Consider the following 26,578-nt stretch of genomic DNA (forward strand, 5'->3'; position numbering starts at 1 on the left):
AGGGATTGCTAAAGATTTTAAAAAACATCAACACATCCCACAAAACATCAAACGCTACATAAATAAAATGGAATCTAACACTAAATTATTCGATTCTGCCTTGGTGCAGACCGCAATAAAACAATCTTTTATAAAATTAGACCCTCGGGTAATGGTTCGCAATCCGGTAATGTTTACGGTAGAAATTGGAACCTTGGTAATGGCTTATGTCACTATTTACTCCATTAGTAATCCGGGTCAGGGCTCTGCAGTTTATAACTTTGTAATTTTTCTTATCCTCTTGCTAACGGTTTTGTTTGCAAACTTTGCAGAGGCAATTGCCGAAGCCAGAGGTAAAGCACAGGCAGATAGTTTACGTAAAACGAGGTCGGAAACACCTGCTAAAGTTTTATTGCAGAACGGTACTGTTGAAATTAGATCTTCTAATCAACTGCAAAAAGGCGATGTATTTTTATGCGAACCTGGTGACATTATCCCTACAGATGGTGAAATTATTGAAGGCATTGCTACCATCGATGAATCTGCAATTACAGGAGAATCTGCTCCGGTTATCCGAGAATCTGGTGGTGATAAATCTTCTGTAACAGGTGGCACTAAAGTACTTTCTGAAGAAATAAAAGTACAAGTGAGCACCGCTCCGGGCGAAAGTTTTTTAGATAAAATGATTGCTTTAGTTGAAGGTGCTTCCCGCCAGAAAACACCGAATGAAATTGCATTAACCATTTTACTTGCAAGTTTTACTTTGGTGTTTATTATTGTTTGCGTTACGCTGAAACCATTTGCAGATTACGCCAACACACCAATTACAATTGCTGCTCTGATTTCATTATTTGTTTGCCTTATTCCAACAACAATCGGGGGCTTGTTATCAGCCATTGGAATTGCCGGAATGGATAGAGCTTTGAGGGCAAACGTAATTACAAAATCTGGTAAGGCAGTAGAAACTGCGGGTGATATTGATGTTTTACTTTTGGATAAAACCGGAACGATAACTATTGGAAATCGTAAAGCAACTAATTTCTATCCTACGGCTGGCGTTGTGATTAAAGATTTTACAAATGCCTGCATATTAAGTTCATTAGCGGATGAAACACCAGAAGGAAAATCCATTATCGAACTTGCAGCCGAACAAGGTTACAAATCTTCTGGTACCCCAGCCAATTCAACATTTATCAAGTTCACTGCAGAAACCCGTTCCAGCGGTTTGGATACTGTTGACGGCAGAAGAATTAGAAAAGGTGCTTTCGATTCTATACGCAACATTGTCGAAAAAGCCGGTCATATTTTTCCTTCGGATATTGAAAACCATGTTAAAAACATTGCTACAAATGGCGGAACGCCTTTAGTGGTGTGTGAGAACGAGCAGGCATTAGGGGTGATAGAACTTCAGGATATTATAAAACCTGGCATAAGCGAGCGATTTGAACGCCTTAGAAAAATGGGTGTAAAAACGGTAATGGTTACGGGTGATAATCCTTTAACCGCCAAATATATTGCCGAAAAAGCCGGTGTTGATGATTTTATTGCCGAAGCCAAACCTGAAGATAAAATGAATTACATTAAAGATGAGCAGGCTTTGGGTAAGTTGGTTGCCATGATGGGAGATGGTACAAATGACGCACCTGCACTAGCGCAGGCAGATGTTGGTGTAGCCATGAACAGCGGAACACAGGCGGCCAAAGAAGCTGGTAACATGGTCGATTTGGATAACGACCCAACAAAACTGATAGAGATTGTAGAAATTGGAAAGCAACTTTTAATTACCCGAGGAACCTTAACAACTTTTTCTATCGCTAATGATGTTGCCAAGTATTTTGCAATCGTTCCTGCTTTATTTATCGCATCTATTCCGGCGCTTCAAAGCTTAAACATTATGGGCTTGCATACGCCAGAATCAGCCATCCTTTCTGCGGTGATTTTTAACGCAATTATTATCCCAATCCTGATTCCACTTGCTTTAAAAGGTGTTGCTTACAAGCCGATTGGCGCAACAGCTCTTTTACGTAGAAACCTATTTATTTACGGAATAGGAGGTGTGGTTGTACCATTTATCGGCATTAAAATAATTGATTTATTAGTTGGCCTTTTTGTATAGGCTTTAAAGAAAAATATCATGAAAAAATACATCATTCAATCCATTCGCTTAACTGCTATATTAATCGTTCTGTTATGCGTTGTTTATCCAATTAGTGTGGCATTTGTAGCTAAGTTTTCAAAAGGAAACGGCGGAGGAGAAAAAATTATCAGGAACGGTAAAACTGTCGGTTACGCTTTATTAGGTCAGTCGTTTAACAAGCCTGAATATTTTTGGGGCAGGCCATCAGCTAATGGCTACAACGCTGCAGGTTCAGGTGGTTCCAACAAAGGTCCTTCTAATCCAGATTACTTAAAAGAAGTTCAATCACGCATCGATACACTTTTAAAATACAATCCTTCAATTAAAAAATCTCAAATTCCTGCAGATATGGTTACCGCTTCAGGAAGTGGTTTAGATCCAAATATATCTGAACAAGGTGCTGCAATTCAGGTAGCCAGGGTGGCAAGCGTAAGAAAAATAAGCGTTGAAAAAGTAAAAGAATTAGTTGCCATGAATACGCAAAAACCATTAATGGGACTATTCGGACCATCATCAGTTGATGTACTGAAACTAAATCTGGCATTAGATAAACTATAATATTCAAGGCACTGCAAGCCTAACCGAAAAATCGGTATAGGTTCGGCCGCACAACTACCTTTAATAAAATATATCGGGCAAGGCCCAAAAAAATAAAAACATGAAAAAAATTTTAATATTTGCCGCCACATTATCAGCAAGCATGTACGTACATGCTCAGGAAACGCCAAAAATAAAAGTCTCAGGTTATCTTGAAACTTACTACGGATATGATTTTAACAAACCTGCCGACCATAATCGTCCGGGATTTATCTATTCACATAACCGTGCAAATGAAGTAAACCTGAATTTAGGGTTCATTAAAGCAGCTTACGATAGTGGAAACATCAGGGCAAATCTTGCCGTAATGGCGGGTACTTATGCTAATGCTAACCTGTCTGCGGAACCTGGTGTACTCAAAAATATTTTTGAAGCGAATGCGGGTGTAAAACTCTCTAAAACCTCTAATTTATGGATTGATGCTGGTATTTTTTCCTCGCATATTGGCTTTGAGAGTGCCATTTCTAAAGATTGCTGGGTGCTTACCAGAAATATTTCATCAGAAAACACCCCCTATTATGAGTCAGGTGCCAAAATAACTTATGGTACCGAAGATGGCAAATTTACAGCTACAGCGCTGTATTTAAATGGATGGCAAAGGATAACCAGAATAAATGGTAACAATAAACCTGCATGTGGTTTACAATTAACCTGGAAACCGAGTTCAAAAATTACCCTAAACTATAGCAACTATTTAGGAACCGAAGGTGCCGATTCTGTATTGGTAAATAGGTTTTATCATAATTTATATGGAGTTTTTCAGCTAACAGAGCAGTTAGGTTTAACGGTTGGCTTTGATTATGGAACGCAACAGAAACAAAAAGATAGCAACGAACATAACGAAGTGATTTCTCCGGTAGCCATTGTACAATATAAGTTTGCACAAAATGGGCTGCCGCCGGAAGATTTGAATATTATGATGATAAAAACGGAATGTTGATTGCCACAGGTTCACCAAATGGTTTTAAAACCAAAGGTTATTCATTAAATGTCGATTATGCTCCAATCAGCAATGCTGTGTTAAGATTAGAAGGCAAGGTTTACGATAGCAAGGATAAAATTTTTATGCGTGATGTAGCGGCTGTAAACGCTAATGCAAGTTTAACGGCAAGTATTGCAGTTTCATTTTAAAAAGAATATTATCGGTTAATGATGGAAGAGCAGCAAAAAGACGATTCGGTTAAGTATTTCCTAAATCTGGTTAAAAAATCCAGAAGGGGAAAGCTTAAAATCTACATTGGCATGAGTGCCGGTGTGGGTAAAACCTATCGTATGCTGCAAGAAGCTCAGGCTTTACTTCGTAATGGAATTGATGTTTGCATCGGTTATGTGGAAACGCATAACCGTGTAGAAACCCATGCACTTTTGAATGAACTTCCAATTATCGAGCGGCGCAAAATATTTTATCGCGGTAAAGAGATGGAAGAAATGGATCTGAAAGCTATTGTAAATCGTCATCCAGAAATTGTAATTGTTGACGAACTGGCGCATACAAATATTGAGGGAAGCAAAAACGCAAAGCGATGGCAGGATGTTTTCGATTTACTGGAAGCCGGAATAAGTGTAATTTCGGCGGTTAACATTCAGCATTTAGAAAGCATTAACGAAGAAGTAGAAAGAATTACCGGCATTAGCATAACAGAGCGTATTCCTGATAAAATATTAGAGTTAGCCGATGAAATTGTAAATATTGATTTAACTGCTGATGAACTTGTAAATCGCCTTAAAGAAGGTAAAATTTACGATAAAAGTAAAATAGAAAGCGCACTTAAAAATTTCTTTCAGGCTGATAGGATTTTGCAACTGCGAGAATTAGCTTTAAAAGAAGTGGTGCATCAGGTTGAGCGTAAGATACTTACTGAAATACCAAAATCGGTTAAATTAAGGCCAGAACGCTTTTTGGCCTGTATTTCATCAAATGCCGAAACTGCCGGTGTTGTGATACGGAAAACGGCGAGATTGGCTTCTTATTACCGCTCGCCATGGATTGTGCTTTACGTACAAAGTGATAACGAAAGTTTAGAACGGATAAAACTGGATAAACAACGCCACTTAATTAATCACTTTAAATTAGCAACTGAGCTTGGGGCAGAAGTAATCAAAATAAAAAGTAACCAGGTTACCCAAACCATTATGGATATAGCTGCAGAGAAAGACGTAACAACCATTTGTATCGGGAAGCCGCATTTAAATATTTTCCAGGTAATATTGCGCACAGCAGTATTTAACGGACTTTTAAAAAACCTTGCAAAGAAGGATATCGATTTGGTTATCCTTTCCTAATTTAGCACTAATATAACAGCCAACATGAAAATCAAAACGAAACTCCGCCTTGGCTTCGGCTTCCTCTTTTTTATCGTTCTATCTTTCGGTTTAACAGCCCTTTTTTTTCTGAATGAATTATCTGATAAATCTAAACTCATTTTGAAGGATAACTACGAGAGTTTAAAATACGTTACCCAAATGCGCAATGTGCTCGATGCAAATGAATTCCCATTATCAAAAGAAGCGCAAAAAACTTTCGAATCCAGTTTATCAAAAGAAGAAAAAAATATAACTGAAAAAGGAGAAAAAAAGGCTGTAGAACAATTAGGCGAAAGCTACAGGAAGCTAGTTGAAAATGGCGCTGTATTAAATAAATCAAGTTATTTAAAAGATGTACGTGCCCAGTTGCAAACCATTGAAGCACTTAACATGACCGCTATTTTTAATAAAAATGAACAAGCCAATGCAGCCTCAGGAAGAGCGAATATTTATATTGCTGTCGCTGCCTCCGTATGTTTTTTGGTTTTGTTTACTTTCATTGTTAATTTTCCAGGTTTCGTAGCCAATCCACTAGCCGAGTTTAGCAAAGCCATTCGCGAAATTGCCAACAAAAATTACAAGCAACGCCTTCATTTTGATAATAATGATGAATTTACAGCTTTGGCATCGTCATTTAATGCAATGGCAAGCAAACTTAACGACTGGGAAAATAGCAACCTTTCAAAGTTAAAAAGCGAGAAATTACGTATAGAAGCCATTATTGCGCAAATGCAAGATGCGATTATAGGCCTGAATGAGAAAGGAGAGGTATTGTTTTTAAATACCCTGGCTTCAAAAATTATGAATCTCGATGCAACCCAAACAATCGGACAAAATGTTTCCTCCTTGGAGAAAAAAAATGAATTGCTTAAAAGAATCGTCAATCCTCAGCAAGATAATAAGCCTTTAAAAATTTATGCTGATGAGCGTGAATCATATTTCCAACTGGAAAGTCGTGAAATTATTATCCCAAATTTAGAATTTAATAATGACGATACCCTTCTTGAATCCACCAAATCGGCCGGTAGTGTGTACGTTTTGAAAAACATTACGCAATTTAAGGAGTTAGATGAAGCTAAAACTAATTTTATTGCCACGGTTTCTCATGAGCTTAAAACGCCATTATCCTCTATAAAAATGAGTTTAAAATTATTGAAAGATAACCGCGTTGGCGATATGAATGATGAGCAGAAAGCCTTAATAGAACATATTGGAGAAGATTCTGAAAGGCTTTTAAAAATCACCAGCGAACTATTGGATTTATCTCAGGTAGAAACCGGAAACCTAAAGTTGAATTTTGCTTCAACAAAGCCGATTGATATTGTAAATTATGCGATTGATGCTGTACGTTTTCAAGCCAATCAAAAAAACATTCTATTAGAAATCAATTGTATAGAAACTTTACCTCAAGTTTTGGTCGATATGCAAAAAACGGTCTGGGTATTAGTTAATTTTCTGTCAAATGCCCTCCGCTACAGTGCAGAAAAATCAACCATCAAACTAGATGTTTTCTTAATTAATGATGAAATCAGATTTTCTGTAAAAGATTTTGGTAAAGGGATTGATGAACGCTACCAGAAAAGACTTTTCGATCGTTATTTTCAAGTACCAACGGATGGGCAGAATAAATCAGGCTCGGGCTTAGGTTTAGCCATTTCAAAAGACTTTATAGAAGCAGAAAAAGGCAAAATCTGGTTAGAAAGTGCTATAGGTGAAGGAAGCACTTTCTATTTTTCTTTGCCAAAAGCATAAAGCTTAAAAAATACATATCTGCTAACATTTGCCAGGATTTTTTGCTTTTGACTGGCATTTGTTTAATTTTATAGCCTTGAAGAAATTCCTACACATATTGCTCCTTGGTTTTTACTTGTTTTCTACAACAGAGTTGCAAGAAATAGCGAAAGTTCCGGTATTGTTTCAGCATTTTTTTGAGCATAAGGGTTTGGATAGCAATGTTACATTTTTAGGCTATTTGGAACACCATTACAGCAATATACCACATACAGATAATGATGAAGAAAGAGATAATCAACTCCCTTTCAAAAACCATAATTTCTGCACGGCTAATTTTTTAAGTCCGGCTTTGCCAACATCTTCTGGCATAACTTTTAAAAAAGTTTATCAGGTTATTCCACAGCTTAAAGTTATTTTAAATAACGATATCCTCTTATATTCGGCCTATGCCGGAAAAATTTGGCAACCGCCAAAGTCTTCAATCCTTTCTTAATTTTAGCTTTTTGGTCGTTTAGGTTTTAATGTTTTTATTTCATATTTTGTTATTAACTATATAATAATCAGAGATAAAAATCAATTTTAATTATCTAGATCCAACCAACAAACCACGCATTTTTAGAAACGATTAGATCCTAGTTTTTCATGTTAAATAAAATTATTGAGTTTTCCATCAGGAATAAACTCATTATTGGGCTTTTTACCATCAGCCTTATTATATACGGAGGTTTTGAATTAACAAAATTGCCAATTGATGCCGTACCAGACATCACTAATAACCAGGTACAAATTATTACTACTGCTCCATCTTATGGCGCAACAGATATCGAACGATTAGTAACTTTTCCGGTTGAGCAGGCCAATAGTAACATTGCAGGCATTAAGGAAATTAGAAGTTACAGCCGTTTTGGTTTATCATTAGTTACGCTTGTTTTTAATGATGATGTTGATGTGTATTGGGCTCGCCAACAAGTTGCAGAAAGGCTTCTTGTAGTTCAGGAACAAATTCCTCAGGGCATTGGTAAACCCGAAATGGGACCAATTTCTACCGGTTTAGGAGAAATTTATCAGTATGCTGTAAAACCTAAAAAAGGTTATGAGCATCGATACGATATTACCGAACTGCGTACCATTCAGGATTGGATTGTAAGGCGCCAGCTTTTGGGCGTAAAAGGCGTTGCAGAGGTTAGCAGTTTTGGCGGCAAGCTTAAGCAATACCAGGTTACCGTAAATCCGAACAAACTTTTGGCACATAAAGTTACCATTACTGATGTTTTTAATGCTTTAGAAAGTAATAACCAAAATACAGGTGGCGCCTATATCGAAAAACAATCAACAGTTCAATACATCAAAACAGAAGGATTAATTGGAAACAAGGCTGACATAGAAAGTATAGTTGTAAAAAATAATCCCGAAGGAACGCCTTTATTAATTCGTGATGTTGCAAACGTAGAAATTGGTTTTGCAACCAGGTACGGTGCTTTAACTTTTAATAACGAAGGCGAAGTTTCTGGGGCAATCGTAATGATGCTTAAAGGTGCCAACAGTAATGTGGTGGTTAAAGACATCAAAGAAAAGATTAAACAAATCAGCCAAAGTTTGCCCGAAGGGGTGGAGATAGTACCTTTCTTAGACCGAACCAGTATGGTAAATAATGCCATTAGTACCGTAGAAACCAATCTTTTAGAAGGCGCATTGATTGTGATTTTTGTTTTGGTTGTTTTCCTGGGCAACTTAAGGGCAGGTTTAATTGTTGCTTCTGTAATTCCGCTATCAATGCTTTTTGCCATAATTATGATGAATATTTTTGGCGTAAGTGGAAACCTGATGAGTTTAGGTGCGCTTGATTTTGGCTTAATTGTAGATGGTGCTGTAATTATAGTAGAGGCCGTTATGCATCAGCTTGCGCATAGTAAAAAGTTTGCAGGCGTATCCAATTTAAAACAAAATGAAATGGATGCTGAAGTGAAAAGCGCATCATCAAAAATGATGAATAGTGCCGTTTTCGGACAAATTATTATCCTTATCGTTTATCTCCCAATATTTAGCTTGCAGGGCATTGAAGGTAAAATGTTTAAACCAATGGCGCAAACTGTAGCTTTTGCACTATTAGGTGCTTTCATTTTATCTTTAACCTACATACCCATGATAAGCAGTTTGCTTTTGAGTAAGAAAATTAAAACCAAAGCAAACATTGCTGATAAAGGAATGGAGAAAATAGAAAATAAGTACAGCATCTGGCTGAATAAAATTTTAGCTTTTCCTAAAACAGTTATTGCAGTAGTGGTTGTACTTTTTACCATTTCAATTTTCATACTGACTAATTTAGGTGGCGAATTTATCCCATCAATTGAGGAAGGTGATTACGCTGTAGAAACAAGGGTTTTATCGGGTAGTAGTTTAAGTACATCAATAGAAAACATTCAGAAAGTAGCTGGGATTTTAAAATCTCGTTTTCCGGAGGTAAAAAATATTGTAACCAAGATAGGAAGTAGTGAAGTGCCTACAGAGCCATTACCGATGGATATGGGTGACATGATTATAAACCTGAAACCGAAGAAAGAATGGACCTCGGCAGATAATTTTAAGGATTTAACAGAGAAAATGAGTGAAGCCGCGAGCGAAATTCCGGGCGTTACCACCAGTTTTCAGTTTCCGGTGCAAATGAGGTTTAATGAATTGATGACAGGTGCAAGGCAAGATGTGGTTTGTAAAATTTATGGAGAAGATTTTGATACGCTTGCACATTATTCAAAACAAATAGGCAATCTGCTCAGAAATATTGAGGGTACTTCTGATATTTATGTTGAACAAATTTCCGGAACACCACAAATCGTTATCCAATACAATCGTGATGTTATTGCTCAATACGGTTTAAATATTTCTGACATTAACAGAAATGTAAACACTGCTTTTGCAGGCCAAAGTACGGGTTTGGTTTTTGAAGGCGAGAAACGTTTCGATTTGGTTGTAAAACTTCAAAACGATCAAAGGAGAAGCATATCAGATGTTCAGCGCCTGCTTATTCCTACACCTCGGGGTAATCAGATTCCATTGAGTCAGTTAGCCAATGTTTCTTTGGTTAACAGCCCAAGCCAAATACAACGGGAAGATACGAAACGCCGCATATTGGTTGGTTTTAATGTGAAAGGAAGAGATGTAGAAAGCATTGTAAACGAATTGCAGGAAAAAGTAAAGGCCAAAATTAAATTGCCAACTGGTTATATAATGAGTTATGGCGGCTCGTTCCAAAACTTAAACGAGGCCAAATCTCGTTTATCGATAGCTGTACCGGTTTCACTCATTTTAATCTTCCTGTTACTTTATTTTGCATTTGGTTCTATAAAATACGGACTGTTAATTTACACCGCTATACCATTATCAGCCATTGGCGGAATTTTCTTACTGGCATTGAGAGGTTTGCCTTTTAGTATAAGTGCCGGTGTAGGTTTTATTGCACTATTTGGTATTGCCGTGCTCAACGGAATTGTACTGGTAGCAGAATTTAACAACATAAAAAAAACAGGAGAAACCGATATGAAAAAAGTTGTTTTGAAGGGAACAAAAACACGTTTAAGACCAGTATTAATGACTGCTTTTGTAGCATCATTAGGTTTTTTGCCCATGGCACTTAGTAATGGGGCCGGGGCAGCCGTTCAAAGGCCATTAGCCACCGTTGTTATTGGCGGCTTAATCATTGCTACTTTCTTAACCTTATTTGTGTTGCCAATACTTTATGTAGCTTTTGAAAAAGGTATTAAGTTAAATAAAAAAGTTATTCAGGTTTCTTCTGTTATCATAATTTGCATTTTTTCTGTATCGGCTAATGCCCAACAATCCATTACACTACCACAAGCTTTAGATAGTTTGTACCGAAATAATTTAAGTTTAAAAAGCGCTCAGCTGCGGACAACACACAGCCAGGCGCTTACAAAAACCGCTACAACTATTGCTCCTTTAAGCATTAATGGAGAATATGGCAAGTACAATAGCGATTTTACGGATAATAAAATTAGTGTTGTTCAGGGCTTTAATTTGCCTTCGGTTTATGCCCGGCAAAAAGATAAGCTTTTGGCAGAGTGGAAGACTACGGTTTTACAGCAAGATTTAAATAAAGCTGAATTAACCCGATTATGTACCCGGATATTTTACGATTTATTAGTGCTGAAAGAGGTTAAAAAAACCTACAAACAGGCAGATAGTAATTATAAAAAACTGCAGGAGCTGGCAAATTTGCGTTTAAAAACGGGCGAGAGTAACCTGTTGGAGAAAGCTAATGCTGATAATCAATTGATGCAAATTTCGACAAAACTTATGCAGCTTGGGGTAGAAGAAAATTTATTGCAACAGCAATTTTCATTTTTGTTAAACAGCAATCTTATTTTTTCGCCAAAGGCGGATAAACTGAAATCTAACTTGCAATTTGTAGATACATTGGCATTGAAAAATCATCCTGAAATTAAAATTCGTTTACAGGAAGAGCAGACTGCCAATGCGGGTACAAGAGTGGAGCAATCAAAACTTTTGCCTGAAATAAATTTGGGTTATAACTCTACAACATTGCAGGATGGTATAAAATACGGAACAGACAATCGCTTCCAATCAATGCAGGTTGGTTTAAACATTCCATTACTCGGCGGTGCTCAACGCAATCGTGTAAAATCGGCGAAGGTTTACGAAGAGTTTGCCCGGGCAGAAACAAACTTAAAAACCCGGCAATTATCTACCCAGTTAAAGGCTACCTATCAGCAATATCAGCAGCAATTAATTATTGTAGATGAATTAGAAACTAAAGGTTTGGCAACAGCCCGAGATATTAATAAAACTTTGGCCAGTCAGTTAAAAAACGGTGCGATTAATTACTTAGAATACACCTTGTTAAATAACGAAACAATTAGCATTAAAAGCCAATATTTTGAGGCAATTAAACAGTTAAATACAACAATTATTGAATTAAATTATTTGTTAGGACAATAAAAATGAGATTTCAAAAATATATAGTGATGTTAGCGATTTGCGCTACTTACGCCTGTAATAGTAAAACGGAGAAAGCAGAAGTTAAGGAGCTTGCTCAAGAAGATGAAGTTAGCCTAACTGCTGCACAATCGGCTAATATAGGCTTGCAATTAGCAGAACCACAGTGGGGCGAAACCAGCGAAGTTTTAAAATTACAGGGTAAAATAGATGTACCGCCTCAAAACCTAATTTCGATTAGTGTGCCTTTAGGCGGATACCTGAAAACTACTAAACTTTTACCTGGCATGCACGTAACAAAAGGGCAAATTATAGCCATTATGGAAGACCCGCAATACATACAATTGCAACAAGATTATTTAAGTGTAAACAATAAACTGTATTATGCCGAAAAAGAGCTATCGCGACAAAAAGAGCTTAATTTAAACAAAGCGAATAGTGATAAAATATTGCAGTCGGCTGAAATTGAATACAAAAATTTTAAAGTTGAACAGACAGCCTTGTTAGAAAAACTCAAGCTGATAAATGTAAGTCCGGCGAGTTTAAAGAGCGGTAAAATTTCTAAAGCAATAAATATCTATTCACCTATAGATGGTTACGTTAGCAAGGTTAATGTTAACATTGGTAAATACGTTACACCATCTGATGTGTTGTTTGAATTAATAAATCCAAGCGATATTCATTTAAACCTTACTGTTTTTGAAAAAGACTTAAGTAAAATTAGCATGGGGCAAAAAGTAATAACTTTTAACAATGTTAAACCTGAAGGCAAATATGAAGCTGAGGTTATTTTAATTGGGCATAACGTGGCTGAAGGCGGCAGCAGCGAAGTGCATTGCCATTTCGAAAAATACGATAGAAGTCTTGTACCGGGTATGTATATGAATGCTGAATTGAAATTTAAAAATCAGAAAGTGCAATTACTGCCAGAAGAGGCTATTGTTAGTTTTGAGAATAAGGATTTCGTTTTTGAGCAATTAACAAAAGATAAATATAAAATGCTTGCCGTTAATACTGGCGAAACACTTGATGGAAAAACATCGATTCATGGTGATTTGACCGGCAAGAAAATTGTAACAAAGGGAGCTTATTCCCTATTAATGAAGCTCAAAAATACCAGCGATGAAGAATAATTTATCTTGATTTTTATAAAAGCCTTTCAGTTTTATCTCGGCAGAGCATATTACTGAAAAGCTTTAATATAGTTATTTTGATTTTCTGATAATCAAATGACCTGTTTTTTAAAACAAAAGCACCTCTGATTTCCTTTATAAGCCGGTTTAGCATTATATTTGCAACCTCTAATGATGCAAAGGTTAAGAAACAATTTCTTTAAAAGTGCTTTTGGTTTTATGCTTTTAAGCATATTGGCCTTCAAAGTTATCGCCTTTGCAATTTCATGTTTCTCTGATAATGCTAATACGCTTGCCATTGAGAAATCAACACAAGAGAATAAAGATAAAGAGGAAGAAACATTTGAAAAAAATAAGAAAAAACTTGTTTTACATGAGTTTTTGTCATTTTCTAATCAATCTATTTCAGTTTCAAATTTCTTATCTCTAAAAATTTACTCATTAAGAATAAAAATTGGTTTAAAACCATTAAAAACAGTTCCTACACCGCCTCCCAACTATTTCTGCTAATTATTATCCATTAGATTAGTTTGCTTTTCAGCATTGTATAAATTGATCTGCCTTTAGAATGGAATTTTTCGTATATATACGTAATTTATGTATTTAATCTTAAAATCTTGAGGTTAAAAATCTCGTAATCGATTATCAATATCATTTAAATGAAAAATCATCAAATTGCCGTCCCACCAACGCCTTGGCAAAGATTGGTTCGGATGCTTCATCTGGAGCGTAAAACCATCAATTACATATTAGTTTATGCCATGTTAATTGGTTTAATTGGCCTGTCGTTACCTCTTGGTACAAGTGCTGTTTTTAACCTTTTATCTAACGGAGCGATGTACAGTTCCACTTATATTCTCATTGCTGTTATTTTGGCCGGTATTGTAATTGGCGGAACATTACTCATTGGTCAGCTTACTTTGGTAGAGTTTTTAGAGCAAAAAATATTTACCAAAGCAGCTTTGGAATTTGCTTTTCGTTTACCACGAATTAAGAAAAGAGCATTGGAAGGTGAAAACCCATCAGAACTGGTTAACCGATTTTTTGATATCCTTACCATCCAGAAAGGATTAACAAAATTATTGGTAGATATTGTAGCGGCTGCCGTACAAATATTCTTCAGCGTAATTCTTTTATCTTTTTATCACCCTGTGTTTATGGTATTTGGAACCTTTGTACTTTTTGTTATCATCCTTATTTTATTTTTATACTGGCGCCAGGGTGTGCGTACAAGTATAGAAGAATCTGGTTATAAATATGAAGTTGTAGGTTATCTGGAAGAAATAGCGAGCGATTTAGATACTTATCGCAATAATAGTGCAAAGCGTAAAGAGATTGTTAACCGTACTGATGAAATAACTGCAAATTACATCGAAGCACGAAATCAACACTTTGGTGTTTTAAGAAAGTTTTTTATAACGGCTGTGGCAATGCGTACCGTTTTAATGGGTGCATTATTGCTTTTAGGTTCTTATTTTGTTTTCGAACGCCAAATGACGTTTGGGCAATTCGTTGCTGCAGAGGTTATTATTGTTCAGATTAGTTATGCTATTGAAAAATTGATGACCAATCTGAATACTGTGTTTGATATGGTTACCGGCAGCGAAAAATTGGCGGTTGTAACTGATTTAGAATTAGAGGAAGGAGATATAAACCATGGCTAGAATAAGTGATAATCTTTCTCAGATTAAAGATTGGGAAGAACTTTCTGTACACGCAAACAGTAAAATTATAGATGCTAAAGGCCCACAAAGATTAGGAAAAATAATGCTGTTCATCCTTGTTTTTTTTGTGATATTGCTTTTCCTTCCTTATCGTCAAACTATCCCTGGTAAGGGTACTGTAACCGCATTACGGCCTGAAGACAGACCACAAACGGTACAAAATCAAATCGGCGGAAGAATAGAACATTGGGCAGTAATAGAAGGTCAGGAAGTTGAAAAAGGAGATACCATTCTTGTAATTTCCGAAACCAGTCAATCTTACTTTGACCCTGAATTACCTACTCGCTTAAACGAACAACTCGCTGCAAAACGCGGCAGTGAAACAGCAGCAGTTCAGAAAATTGATGCAACTAAATCGCAAATGGACGCCATGACCGATGGATTGCATTTGCAGATGAAAGCTGCTGAGAATAAGGTTCTTCAGGCAGAAAATTATGTGCGTATTGATAGTGCAGAATTATTTGCGGTGCAGAAATTTTACGAAACGGCAAAGGTTCGTTTGGAGCGTTATGAAGTAGGTTATAGAAATGGATTATTTTCTTTAACGGATATTGAAACCCGTAGACTAAAATTACAAGAGGATTATGCTAAAGTTATCAGTCAGCAAAATAAACTGAGCAATGCAAAGCAAAACCTTTTAAATGCTAAAATTGATTTAGGCAACATCAGGGCTAAATATCAGGAATCTATTTCTAAAGCAGAATCTGATTTGAGTTCGGCAATTTCCAGCAAAGCTAGTGCACAAGGTGAAATTGCGAAGTTGAGAAATGATATTGCAAACATCAGTGTAAGACGCGGATTATACGTTGTAAGAGCGCCACAAAGTGGATTTGTGGTTAGAACACTAAAAGCAGGTATAGGGGAAAACATTAAGGAAGGCGAATCTATTGCAACGCTTCAACCAAAATCGCCTATGGTTGCTGTAGAATTATACATAAGTGCAATGGATGTTCCTTTAATATTGGATACGAGCGATGTGCGGTTGCAATTTGAAGGTTGGCCGTCTGTTCAATTTTCTGGTTGGCCATCAGTAGCCGTTGGTACTTTTGCCGGTAAGGTTTATTCTATAGATAAAGTAAGTAGTGCTGGTGGTAATTATCGCTTGTTGGTAAGCCAAACCAAGCCAGTTCCTGCTAATGATGACCCATGGCCGCCACAATTAAGACAAGGTTCTGGTGTTTTTGGACGAATAATTTTAAGGGCAGTGCCTTTATGGTACGAAATCTGGCGACAGCTGAATGGTTTCCCGCCGAGTTTAGAGAAGGAACCTGCGGAGAGTAAGGAAAAAAAATTATGACGGAGGTTATCAAATGAAAATGTATTTAAAGAAATTTTTATTAGCTAATGCTCTAATAATGTTGCTGTTTGCCGATGTAAATGTTGCACAAACAAAGCCAGCAGTTAGTTTAGATACCGCTAAAGTTTTTGCCTTAGATGATTTGCAACTGTTGGTTTTTAGATATCATCCAATAATTAAGCAAGCTGCCTTATTAAGTGAATCTGCGAAGGCAAATGTTTTACAATCCCTTGGTTATTTCGATCCGGAGCTTAAATCAGGCTTTGGGAGAAAGCTTTTTGGAAATACCGAATATTACAATAAATGGAATAACGAACTTAAAATTCCGCTTTGGCTTGCCGGAGCTGATTTAAAAGTTGGTTATGACCGTAACGTAGGTACATACGTAAATCCAGAAACCCGAACTAATGGCGATGGCTTAACTGCTATTGGTTTAAGTATCCCGCTAGGGCAGGGTTTAATTATTGATGCCCGTCGGAATACTTTAAGGCAATCAAAAATTATGGTTCAATATGCCGAAGCAGAGCAATTGAAACAAATTAATAGTGTTTGGTATACAATTGTAAAGGATTATTGGAACTGGTATTATGCTTACAAACAGTATCAACTGGTAAATGAAGGCTTAGATTTGGCGCAGCTCAGGTTCAAAGCATTAAGTGCCCAAACCGTACTAGGAGATAAGCCAACAATTGATTCTGTCGAGGCGTATATCACCGTTCAGGAAAGAATTATCCAAAAGGAAAAGACGGCAATAGAGTTGCAAAATGCCAGGCTTGTTTTGTCAAACCATTTATGGAATGAAGCTGGAAATCCTTTAGAATTACCTGTAGATGCTGTACCACAGAATGTTTCAACGTTGGTTACTCGTCCAAACCCTTTAATTCTGGATACATTACTTGGCCAGGCGGCTAATCAGCATCCCGAACTTGTTAAACTTCGAAGTAAAGGCGCACAGCTTGCTGTAGAGCAAAGTTACCGGCGAGAATTACTCAAGCCTAAATTAAATGTAATCGGGAATTTAATTTCCAGCCGGACCAATTTTAATAGTAATATACCAGGATATTACGATTTTAACTGGAGTAACTACAAGCTTGGTGTTGAGTTTGCATTTCCGCTCTTTTTACGTTCTGAGCGTGGTAAATTGCGTGAAGTTAAAATAAAACAACAAGAGCTTAATTATGATTTGCAGCAATTTGGACGGGAGATAAGAAATAATATTATGGCTTCATATAACGACTTATCTGCTTATTCAGCGCAGCTGAACGTTCAGATAGAGAGTATCAAAAATCAGCAGATTTTAGTTAATGGCGAAAGCCAGAAATTTAACTTAGGCGAAAGCACTTTATTTTTAATAAACAGTAGGGAAACTAAGTTGATTGATATGAAAATAAAGCAGGAAAGTATGGTTGCTGGTTATCAAAAAACCCTGGCCGAATTGTATTATAAAGCCGGAACGCGGCAATTTGCTCAATAAAATTAAACTTTATAAAATCCTTTCGGCAATGTCGGAAGGATTTTTTTTTGAGTTTAAGATTTACAATCCATTTTAATTTTTATGGAGCACAACCAAAAATGAAGCTTATTTTAAAGTCAAAAAAAAAGGTGCTATATGGCTATAGCACCTTAGAATTTTAATTATTAACTATTTGATTATTTTAAATCAAACCTGTCTAAATTCATTACTTTGTTCCAAACCTTCACAAAATCTGTTACAAATTTTGATTTTGCATCGGCACTTCCATAAACTTCTGCAATGGCTCTAAGTTCTGAGTTCGAACCAAATACCAAATCTGCTCGGGTTGCAGTCCATTTTGGTTGCCCGGTTTTACGGTTGGTGCCAATATACAACTCATTATCTTCTGAGGTCGATTTCCATTGAGTATTCATATCAAGCAAATTGACAAAGAAATCATTTGTAAGCTGACCAGGCGTTTCTGTAAAAACTCCGTTTTTAGAACCATCTGCATTGATGTCTAAAACACGTAAACCTCCTAAAAGCACAGTTAACTCTGGTGCGGTTAATGTCAAAAGTTGAGCCTTATCTATCAAAAATTCTTCTGTAGATACCTGAGATTTGGTATTTCTAAAATTTCTAAACCCATCAACATGCGGCTCCAGATAACTAAAAGATTCTACATCTGTTTGGTCTTGCGATGCATCCATACGGCCGGCTGCAAATGGTATATTTACGGAATGACCAGCGTGACTGGCAGCTTGCTCAACGCCAAATGTTCCTGCTAAGACAATTAAATCAGCTACAGAAATTTTCTTGCCATCAAAAGCAGCACTGTTAAATTCTTGCTGAATGCTTTCCAGCTTGCTTAAAACGGTTTGCAGTTGAGCTGGATTATTAACTTTCCAATCTTTTTGAGGCAACAAACGAATTCTAGCGCCGTTAGCACCACCACGTTTATCAGAACCGCGGAATGTTGAAGCAGAAGCCCAAGCTGTTGAAACCAGTTGGCTAATGCTTAATCCTGATTCTGCAATTTTAGATTTTAAAGTATTGATATCATTTTCATCAACTAGCGGATGATTTACTGCTGGAATTACATCTTGCCATAGTAAATCTTCTTGAGGCACATCCGTACCTTGATAACGTGCCTTCGGACCCATATCGCGATGCGTAAGTTTAAACCATGCTCGCGAAAAGGCATCAGCGAAAGCTTCAGGATTTTCTAAAAATTTTCTTGAGATTTTCTCATAAGCCGGGTCAAATCTTAAAGAAAGATCCGTAGTTAACATGGTTGGCTTATGCTTTTTAGTAGCATCAAAAGCATCAGGAATAATAGAATCTGCATCTTTTGCAACCCATTGATGTGCACCTGCCGGGCTTTTGGTTAATTCCCACTCAAAACCAAATAAGTTTTCGAAAAAGTTATTACTCCATTGTGTTGGAGTAGTTGTCCAGGTTACTTCCAAGCCACTGGTTATTGTATCGGCACCAACACCAGAACCATATTTGTTGTTCCAGCCAAATCCTTGCGATGCAATATCTGCTGCCTCTGGTTCTTTTCCAACATTATCTGCCGAAGCCGCACCATGCGTTTTACCAAAGGTATGCCCGCCTGCAATTAAAGCAACTGTTTCTTCATCATCCATAGCCATTCTGCCGAAAGTATCACGAATATCTTTTGCAGCTAAAATTGGGTCAGGGTTTCCGTCTGGTCCTTCTGGGTTTACATATATTAAACCCATTTGAACTGCTGCAAGTGGTTTTTCGAGGTTGCGGGAATGTACATCGCCATCGGCATCATCATCAGTAACTACTACGCCATGATTTTTAGGCGCACCATCAGAACCATGTGCATAACGAACATCGCCACCTAACCATGTAGTTTCCGAACCCCAGTAAACCGATTCGTCTGCTTCCCAAACATCGGCTCTGCCACCTGCAAATCCAAAGGTTTTAAAACCCATTGATTCTAAGGCGATATTTCCGGCTAAAATCATTAAATCGGCCCATGATATTTTCTGTCCGTATTTTTGTTTAATCGGCCAAAGTAATCTACGTGCTTTATCTAAACTAACATTATCGGGCCAACTATTTAATGGTGCAAATCTTTGCAAACCAGCACCGGCGCCGCCGCGTCCATCGCCTACACGATAAGTACCTGCACTGTGCCAAGCCATACGGATAAACAGACCACCGTAATGACCAAAATCTGCCGGCCACCAATCCTGCGAATCCGTCATTAATTCATGTAAATCATTTTTAACAGCTTGTAAATCAAGGCTGTTAAAAGCTTCTACATAATTAAAATTTTCATCCATTGGATTGGAAAGGGATGACTGCTGGCGAAGGATGTTTAATTTTAATTGATTTGGCCACCAGTTATGGTTTCTGGTGCCGCCACCGCCAATATTTTGTTTCATAGAACCATTGTGAAATGGGCATTGGCTGATGTCGTTAGAATCTTTTTCCATATTTTGATTTTTATGTTTTGTTAAATAAAGCCGAGGGATAATCAATCAGCTTTTATAAAATTAGGGTATTCATCGCACTAATCACAATCAATTAATTCTATATATCAATAGTTAAAAGCTATTAACGCTCTTAGTTTATTCTTAAGCGGTTCTATACATTAAGCAAACCATCAAATTAAATAATATCTAATTTAGTTTGATGCATTTTAGCTTTATAGATTATTTTATCAACAAAGTTTTTAGCAATAACTTCCTTAAAAGCTGCGTATGTTTTTCTGTTCTGCTTTGCATCTTCAGCGATTTTGTATTTGAGTTCCTGGTATTCTTTACAATCCAATTCATCAGCCCTCAATTGATTTCTAAATAGTAAATGTTTTTTCAATTCTTTACTGTCTTTTGGGCATACATATAGATGATGAGCGATACCATCAAGTATTTTATCATTAGTGTTAAGATTTCTTTTAAATACTTCTCTATCCACAATGCCTTGATTTCCGTTGTGATAATAACCTATTTTCTCTAACCGCTTTTTATTTGTTCGAATTCTATTTCCTCCCCAAATACTATATCGATATCTATAATTGGTTTAGCTGCCAAATTTATTATTGCAGTACTACCAATGTGTTCGATGGCAATATTTAAACCATTTAAGGCTTGTATGAGCACATTGCTAATTTTATTGAAATCATCAGGCCATGTTTTTTGATATTTTACAATTATCATTTTGTTCAATATGAGTATTCTTTAAACTAGTGCCTTCATCAACTTCATTATAACTTCATAATTCTGTACTTATTTCGTACCAGTATTAAATCAACAGGGTACGTTAATTTAAAGCCGATTTTAAACTTTAAACAGAATTGTCTTAAAAATTGAATACTCCTGAATTTAATCATTAAAAGTTAAATCAGATAAACTATTCGACAAAAAAAGATGAAAAGAAGTGTTTTGTGTTTGGGCGTTTGCGCCTTGCTTTACGTTACCGGTTGCACATCAAAAAAAGAAGAAAAGGAAGAGGTTGTTACCTACACAGCTACTTCGCCAGTTACCATGGATACATCCTTTACAAAGGAATATGTATCACAAATCAGGTCTGTAAGAAATATTGAAATTCGGGCACAAGAAAAAGGCTATTTGCAAAATATTTATGTAGATGAAGGTCAGCGTGTTAAAGCTGGTCAGTTATTGTTTAGGATTATGCCCAGAATGGCGCAGGCAGAATTACTGAAAGCCCAGGCAGAAACCAAAGCAGCAGAAATTGAACTGGAAAATACCAAATTGCTTTCTGATAAAAATGTGGTATCAAAAAACGAATTGGCAATGGCAAAAGCGAAATTGCAACAAGCCAATGCCGAAACATCTGTAGCTAAATTTCATTTATCAAACACAGAAATCCGTGCACCTTTTGATGGTACGATAGACCGTATCCCTTTAAAATTAGGAAGTTTGGTTGATGAAGGCGCACTGTTAACCAGCCTGTCAGATAACAGCAATATATACGCGTACTTCAATGTTTCAGAACCCGAATATTTAAATTATCAAACTACAGATAAGGGAAAAGAGCAACAAGAAGTTAGCCTTTTATTGGCGAATAATCAGCCTTTAAGTTCTAAAGGAAAGGTAGAAGTTATCGAAAGTGAGTTTGATTCTGAAACCGGGAACATTGCTTTCAGGGCTAAATTTCCAAATCCAAATCAATTACTAAAAAATGGCGAGACTGGTAAAATTCAAATGGTTGTGCCTTTAAAAAATGCTTTAATTATCCCTCAAAAAGCAACATACGAATTACAAGATAAGCGATTTGTATTTGTAATTGATGGTAAAAATGTAGTAAGGTCTAAGGAAATCAGCATTGGTGGCGAGCTTCCGGATATATACATCGTATCAAAAGGTCTTACTGCCGGAGACAAAATTTTGCTTGAAGGCGTACAAAAAGTTAAAGACGATGATAAAGTGAAATATACTTTCGTTGCCCCGAAAGAGGTTTTAAAACAATTGCAACTAAAAGCTGAATAATTCTCTCAAAACAAGATCATCATGTTTAGTAAATTTATTAAAAGACCAGTATTATCGATAGTTATATCGCTGGTTATCGTATTTATAGGGGTTTTAGCCTTGGTTGGCCTGCCTGTAACGCAACTTCCGAATATTTCGCCGCCAATGGTAAATATTACGGCAGAATATCCTGGCGCTAACAACGAATTGCTAATAAAAGCAGTTGTTATTCCTTTAGAAAGAGCTTTAAATGGTATTCCTGGAATGAAGTATATGACTTCTGATGCAGGTAATGATGGTGAAGCATCTGTACAGCTTGTTTTTAATTTAGGCACCGACCCTGATCAAGCTACTATTAACGTTCAGAATCGCGTTGCAGCGGTTACTAACAAATTGCCGCCATTAGTCATTCGTGAAGGTATAAAAATAAGTCGCGAGCAGCCGAATATGCTGATGTACATCAACGTGTACAGTAAAGACCCGCACATGAATGAAAATTTCCTTTACAATTATTCGGATATCAATCTACTTCCGGAATTGAAAAGGGTAGATGGTGTAGGTTTTGCAGATATTTTGGGTAACCGAGAATATGCCATGCGTATCTGGTTAAAGCCCGATAAAATGTTGGCTTACAAAATTTCTTCTGAAGAAGTTCTTGAATCTCTAAATAATCAAAGTTTAGAGGCATCTCCAGGTAAAACCGGAGAAAGTTCTGGTAAACGCTCAGCATCTTTTGAATATGTGTTAAAGTACTCAGGACGTTTTACAACTGAAGATGGCTACAAAAATATTGTTTTAAGAGCAAGTCCGAATGGTGAATTATTAAGATTGAAAGATGTTGCCGATGTAGAATTTGGCAGCTCGATGTATGATTTATATTCTCACCTAAATGGCAAACCATCTGCGGCGATAGTTTTAAAGCAATCTTATGGCAGTAATGCACAGGATGTAATTAAGAATGTAAAAGCCAGGATGGAAGAAATTAAAGCTTCTTCTTTTCCCAAAGGGATGGATTATGAAATAAGTTATGATGTTTCTAAGTTCTTGGATGCCTCAATTGAAAAGGTAGTTCATACACTTGTTGAAGCCTTTATTTTAGTGGGTTTAGTGGTATTTATTTTCTTAGGAGATTGGAGATCTACCTTAATTCCTGCAATTGCAGTTCCGGTATCATTAATCGGATCGTTCATCTTTATGCAGTTTTTTGGCATCACGCTTAATTTAATTACACTCTTTGCTTTAGTTTTAGCAATCGGTATCGTAGTAGATGATGCGATTGTGGTAATTGAAGCCGTGCATGCTAAAATGGAAGCCGACCGGCAACTTTCCGTTTTAAAGGCTACACAACTAGCTTTGGGTGAAATTGGCGGTGCAATTGTTGCAATTACCTTTTTAATGGCATCGGTATTTATTCCGGTAGCATTTATGTCGGGTCCGGTTGGTGTATTTTATCGGCAGTTCTCTATAACAATGGCTACTTCAATCATTTTATCTGGTGTGGTTGCACTTACATTAACACCGGCTTTATGTGCCATCATGCTTAAAAAACACAGCGGGCATCACAAGAAAAAAGCCTTAATAGATAAAGCTTTGGATGGCTTTAATGCATGGTTTTTTAGGTTAACTGGTCGTTATCAAAGGGTAATGGATAAAGTGATTACTCGTAGATTGTTATTATTTGGAATATTGGGCGCATTTTGTGTGGGTACTTATTTTTTAAGTAATAGCGTTCCGTCAGGTTTTATCCCAAATGAAGACCAGGGGATGATTTACGCGATTATTCAAACGCCTCCAGGCTCAACTTTGGAAAGAACAAATCAGATTTCTGAAAAACTCGAGAAAATTTGTGAGGATATTGAGGGTGTAAAATCTGTTTCAGCATTGGCTGGATATGAAGTGCTTACAGAAGGCACAGGTTCAAACTCCGGAACTTGTTTAATTAACCTTAAAGACTGGAAAGACCGTAAAAATTCTGCTCAGGACGTAATCAAAGAGCTAGAAGAAAAATCTAAAGATTTGCCAGGTGCAACTGTAGAATTTTTCCAACCGCCTGCAGTACCAGGATATGGAGCCGCTGGTGGTTTCGAGCTACGTTTGGTAGATAAGGCTGGTAACAACGATTATGTTCAGATGGAAAAAGTGAGTAAAGATTTTGTGAAAGAGTTGAATAAGCGGCCAGAACTGCAATCTGTATTTACATTTTACAGCGCAAGTTTTCCGCAATACATGGTGAATATTGATAACGATAAAGCACAGCAAAAAGGTGTTACACCAGAAAAAGCTTTAGAAACTTTATCAGATTTAATTGGCAGTAATTACGAAACCAACTTCATTAAATTCGGCAGGCAATACAAAGTTATTGTGCAGGCTTTGCCACAATACCGGGCGCTACCGCAAGATGTTATGAAATTGTACGTGAAAAATAACAAAGACCAAATGGTGCCATTTTCATCTTTTATGACGATGGATAAAGTTTACGGACTTTCGGAAATTACCCGTCATAATATGTATAACTCTGCAGAGATAAACGGTTCTCAGGCAATAGGCTATAGTTCTGGAGAAGCTTTAAAAGCAGTTGAAGAAGTGGCAAAGAAATCTTTACCCCGAGGTTATGGCATCGATTGGGCAGGTATTTCAAAAGACCAGGCCACCAGAGGAAATGAGGCAATTTACATTTTCTTAATCTGTTTAGGCTTCGTATATCTGGTGCTATCCGCTCAATACGAAAGTTTTATATTGCCTTTGGCTGTAATTGTTTCCCTTCCGGCGGGTATTTTCGGAGCATTTTTATTCCTTCAGCTTTTTGGTTTAGAGAATAATATTTATGCGCAGGTTTCCATGGTTATGCTAATCGGCTTACTTGGTAAAAACGCCGTTTTAATTGTGGAGTTTGCTGCATTGAAACATGCGGAAGGAAAAACAATACTGGCCGCTGCAATGGAAGGTGCAATTGTAAGGTTCCGACCTATTTTAATGACATCATTTGCCTTTATTGCAGGTTTGATACCATTGGTTTTTGCAACTGGCCCGGGTGCAATTGGTAACCGCACAATTGGAACTGCAGCTGCAGGAGGTATGTTGTTCGGAACTGTATTCGGGGTTATTGTAATTCCTGGATTGTATTACGTTTTTGGAACAATTGCCGACAAACGCAAGCTTATCAAAATTGAAGAAGAACATCCGTTAACCGAAGATTTAGAAAACAATGTTTAATAATAAATATAAAATAGTTGGGTTGGCTTTTATTTGCGCTATTTATAGCGCATGTAAGGTGCCAGATTTTGCTCAACGCGATGAAAATAAAAATGTGCCTTTGAGCTTTAATAATTCGCAAGATACTTTGAGTAGCGGTAAAGTGCAATGGCGCCAGTTTTTTACCGACCCAAATTTGGTGAGTTTAATTGATACGGCGTTAAAAAATAATCAGGAGCTAAACATTACACTACAGGAAATAGAAATCGCTAAAAACGAAATTAATGCTAAAAAAGGCGAACTTTTACCAACTGTAGGCTATAGGGTAGGTGCAGGTATAGATAAGGTTGGCCGTTATACAAGTTCTGGAGCGGGTGATGCATCTACAGATATTACGCCAGGTAAAGGTGTTCCGGAAATTTTACCCGATTATGCTTTTGGTTTACAGGCAAACTGGGAAGCTGATATTTGGCATAAACTTCGAAATTCAAAAAAGGCAGCATTAACACGTTATTTATCAACCGTTGAAGGTAAAAACTTCGTAATAACAAACCTGGTTGCAGAAATTGCAAATACCTATTACGAATTATTAGCTCAAGACAACCAGCTGGAAATTGTAAAGCAAAATATTGCCCTTCAAAGTAGTGCGCTTGAGTTAATGAAAATTCAGAAGCAGGCAACCAGGGTTACTGAATTAGCAGTTCGTAAATTTGAAGCGGAGGTTTTAAGTTCGAAAAGTTTAGAATTTGAAATTCAACAGCAGATTACAGAATCAGAAAATAAAATTAATTTTCTGTTAGGCCGGTTCCCACAGCCAGTTATTCGTGATAAAAATAACTTTACAATGCTTGTTCCAGCAAATATTCAGGCTGGTATTCCTTCACAATTGTTGGCTAACCGTCCGGATATTAAACAGGCCGAATATGATTTGGAAGCAGCTAAATTAGATGTTAAGGTAGCAAAAGCTCAATTTTATCCTTCTTTGGGTATTTCCGCAACTTTAGGCTATCAGGCCTTTAATCCATCTTACTTATTAAAAACTCCAGAATCATTAATCTATTCTTTAGCGGGAGATTTAGCCGGACCACTTATCAACAGAAATGCAATTAAAGCAGAATATTTAACTGCTAATGCCAAGCAATTACAAGCCGTTTTTAATTATGAAAAAACCATTTTAAACGGATATATTGATGTGGCAAACCAGTTGTCAAATATCGGTAACCTCCAAAAAAGTTACGATTTAAAATCTAAACAAGTAGAAGCGCTTACACAATCAATTGATATTTCAAATGATTTATTTAGAGCGGCAAGAGCAGATTATTTTGAGGTTTTAATGACTCAGAGAGATGCATTGCAATCTAAGCTGGAACTTATCGAAACTAAAAAACAACAATTAAATGCAGTGGTTAATGTATACCATGCCTTAGGTGGTGGTTGGAATTAAAAAATACTGAAATACATAAATCATTAAAAGGCTTCCACATTTTGGAAGCCTTTTTAGTTTTACCAACTTGTAATTTTAATGTAACTGAGTTATAATAAGCATTTACGTATTAACGTTATCATCTTGTAAGTACTTATAACAAGG

Annotated in this window: 15 protein-coding genes and 2 pseudogenes; 15 read left to right on the forward strand and 2 right to left on the reverse strand. The window is 36.7% G+C overall.

Translation table 11 applies throughout. The features are described from left to right. The first annotated feature begins 67 nt into the window (after positions 1-67). From kdpB to LUA86_RS08590, 12 genes and pseudogenes are all read left to right on the forward strand, one after another. On the forward strand, positions 68-2,095 hold the full coding sequence (kdpB, locus tag LUA86_RS08535; RefSeq protein WP_231460191.1) for a potassium-transporting ATPase subunit KdpB: 2,028 nt from the start codon (positions 68-70) through the stop codon (positions 2,093-2,095). An 18-nt stretch (positions 2,096-2,113) separates the two neighbouring features. Next, positions 2,114-2,674: a potassium-transporting ATPase subunit KdpC gene (gene kdpC, locus LUA86_RS08540; protein WP_231460193.1), complete on the forward strand. Its 561-nt coding sequence runs from the start codon at positions 2,114-2,116 to the stop codon at positions 2,672-2,674. 142 nt (positions 2,675-2,816) lie between these two features. After that, positions 2,817-3,844: pseudogene (locus tag LUA86_RS08545) on the forward strand (porin). Between the two features lie 21 nt (positions 3,845-3,865). Beyond that, positions 3,866-4,996: a sensor protein KdpD gene (locus LUA86_RS08550; protein WP_231460322.1), complete on the forward strand. Its 1,131-nt coding sequence runs from the start codon at positions 3,866-3,868 to the stop codon at positions 4,994-4,996. A gap of 24 nt (positions 4,997-5,020) precedes the next feature. After that, on the forward strand, positions 5,021-6,769 hold the full coding sequence (locus LUA86_RS08555; RefSeq protein ID WP_231460194.1) for an ATP-binding protein: 1,749 nt from the start codon (positions 5,021-5,023) through the stop codon (positions 6,767-6,769). 76 nt (positions 6,770-6,845) lie between these two features. Then, a complete protein-coding gene (locus LUA86_RS08560) occupies positions 6,846-7,244 on the forward strand; it encodes a hypothetical protein (RefSeq protein ID WP_231460195.1) in 399 nt (132 codons plus the stop codon). Positions 7,245-7,393: 149 nt separating this feature from the next. After that, positions 7,394-11,725 carry a CusA/CzcA family heavy metal efflux RND transporter gene (locus tag LUA86_RS08565; RefSeq protein ID WP_231460196.1) on the forward strand — a complete coding sequence of 1,444 codons (4,332 nt, stop codon included), beginning with the start codon at positions 7,394-7,396 and terminating at the stop codon, positions 11,723-11,725. Positions 11,726-11,727: 2 nt separating this feature from the next. Continuing rightward, positions 11,728-12,855 (forward strand): efflux RND transporter periplasmic adaptor subunit, encoded by a 1,128-nt coding sequence (locus tag LUA86_RS08570; RefSeq protein ID WP_231460198.1) that lies wholly within the window; start codon positions 11,728-11,730, stop codon positions 12,853-12,855. A 219-nt stretch (positions 12,856-13,074) separates the two neighbouring features. After that, entirely contained in the window at positions 13,075-13,365 is a 291-nt protein-coding gene (locus LUA86_RS08575; protein WP_231460200.1) for a hypothetical protein, read from the forward strand. A 149-nt stretch (positions 13,366-13,514) separates the two neighbouring features. Then, positions 13,515-14,519: an ABC transporter transmembrane domain-containing protein gene (locus tag LUA86_RS08580; protein ID WP_231460201.1), complete on the forward strand. Its 1,005-nt coding sequence runs from the start codon at positions 13,515-13,517 to the stop codon at positions 14,517-14,519. Beyond that, the gene (locus LUA86_RS08585) at positions 14,512-15,876 is read left to right on the forward strand and encodes an HlyD family secretion protein (RefSeq protein WP_231460202.1); all 1,365 of its coding nucleotides are present in this window, start codon (positions 14,512-14,514) and stop codon (positions 15,874-15,876) included. Before LUA86_RS08580 ends, LUA86_RS08585 begins: the two co-directional genes overlap by 8 nt. Before the next feature lie 19 nt (positions 15,877-15,895). Beyond that, positions 15,896-17,350, forward strand: coding sequence for a TolC family protein (locus LUA86_RS08590; protein WP_231460204.1), 1,455 nt, complete (start codon positions 15,896-15,898; stop codon positions 17,348-17,350). 176 nt (positions 17,351-17,526) lie between these two features. Here the strand turns inward: LUA86_RS08590 and katG are convergent, their stop codons facing one another. Then, positions 17,527-19,803: a catalase/peroxidase HPI gene (katG, locus tag LUA86_RS08595; RefSeq protein WP_231460205.1), complete on the reverse strand. Its 2,277-nt coding sequence runs from the start codon at positions 19,801-19,803 to the stop codon at positions 17,527-17,529. Positions 19,804-19,978: 175 nt separating this feature from the next. Continuing rightward, a pseudogene (locus tag LUA86_RS19310) lies at positions 19,979-20,526 on the reverse strand (GrpB family protein). Between the two features lie 210 nt (positions 20,527-20,736). Between LUA86_RS19310 and LUA86_RS08605 the strand changes: the two are divergent. Genes LUA86_RS08605 through LUA86_RS08615 form a run of 3 tightly spaced genes read left to right on the forward strand, consistent with a single transcriptional unit; the run spans position 20,737 to position 26,434 of the window. Next, positions 20,737-21,819: an efflux RND transporter periplasmic adaptor subunit gene (locus tag LUA86_RS08605; protein WP_231460208.1), complete on the forward strand. Its 1,083-nt coding sequence runs from the start codon at positions 20,737-20,739 to the stop codon at positions 21,817-21,819. Between the two features lie 21 nt (positions 21,820-21,840). After that, positions 21,841-25,011: an efflux RND transporter permease subunit gene (locus tag LUA86_RS08610; RefSeq protein WP_231460210.1), complete on the forward strand. Its 3,171-nt coding sequence runs from the start codon at positions 21,841-21,843 to the stop codon at positions 25,009-25,011. Further along, positions 25,004-26,434, forward strand: a complete 1,431-nt coding sequence (locus LUA86_RS08615; RefSeq protein ID WP_231460211.1) for a TolC family protein — start codon at positions 25,004-25,006, stop codon at positions 26,432-26,434. The genes LUA86_RS08610 and LUA86_RS08615 overlap by 8 nt, the downstream gene beginning before the upstream one ends. Positions 26,435-26,578: the final 144 nt, after the last annotated feature.

The sequence above is a fragment of the Pedobacter sp. Leaf132 genome, assembly GCF_920984695.1.
In the GTDB taxonomy this organism is placed as follows: Bacteria; Bacteroidota; Bacteroidia; order Sphingobacteriales; family Sphingobacteriaceae; genus Pedobacter.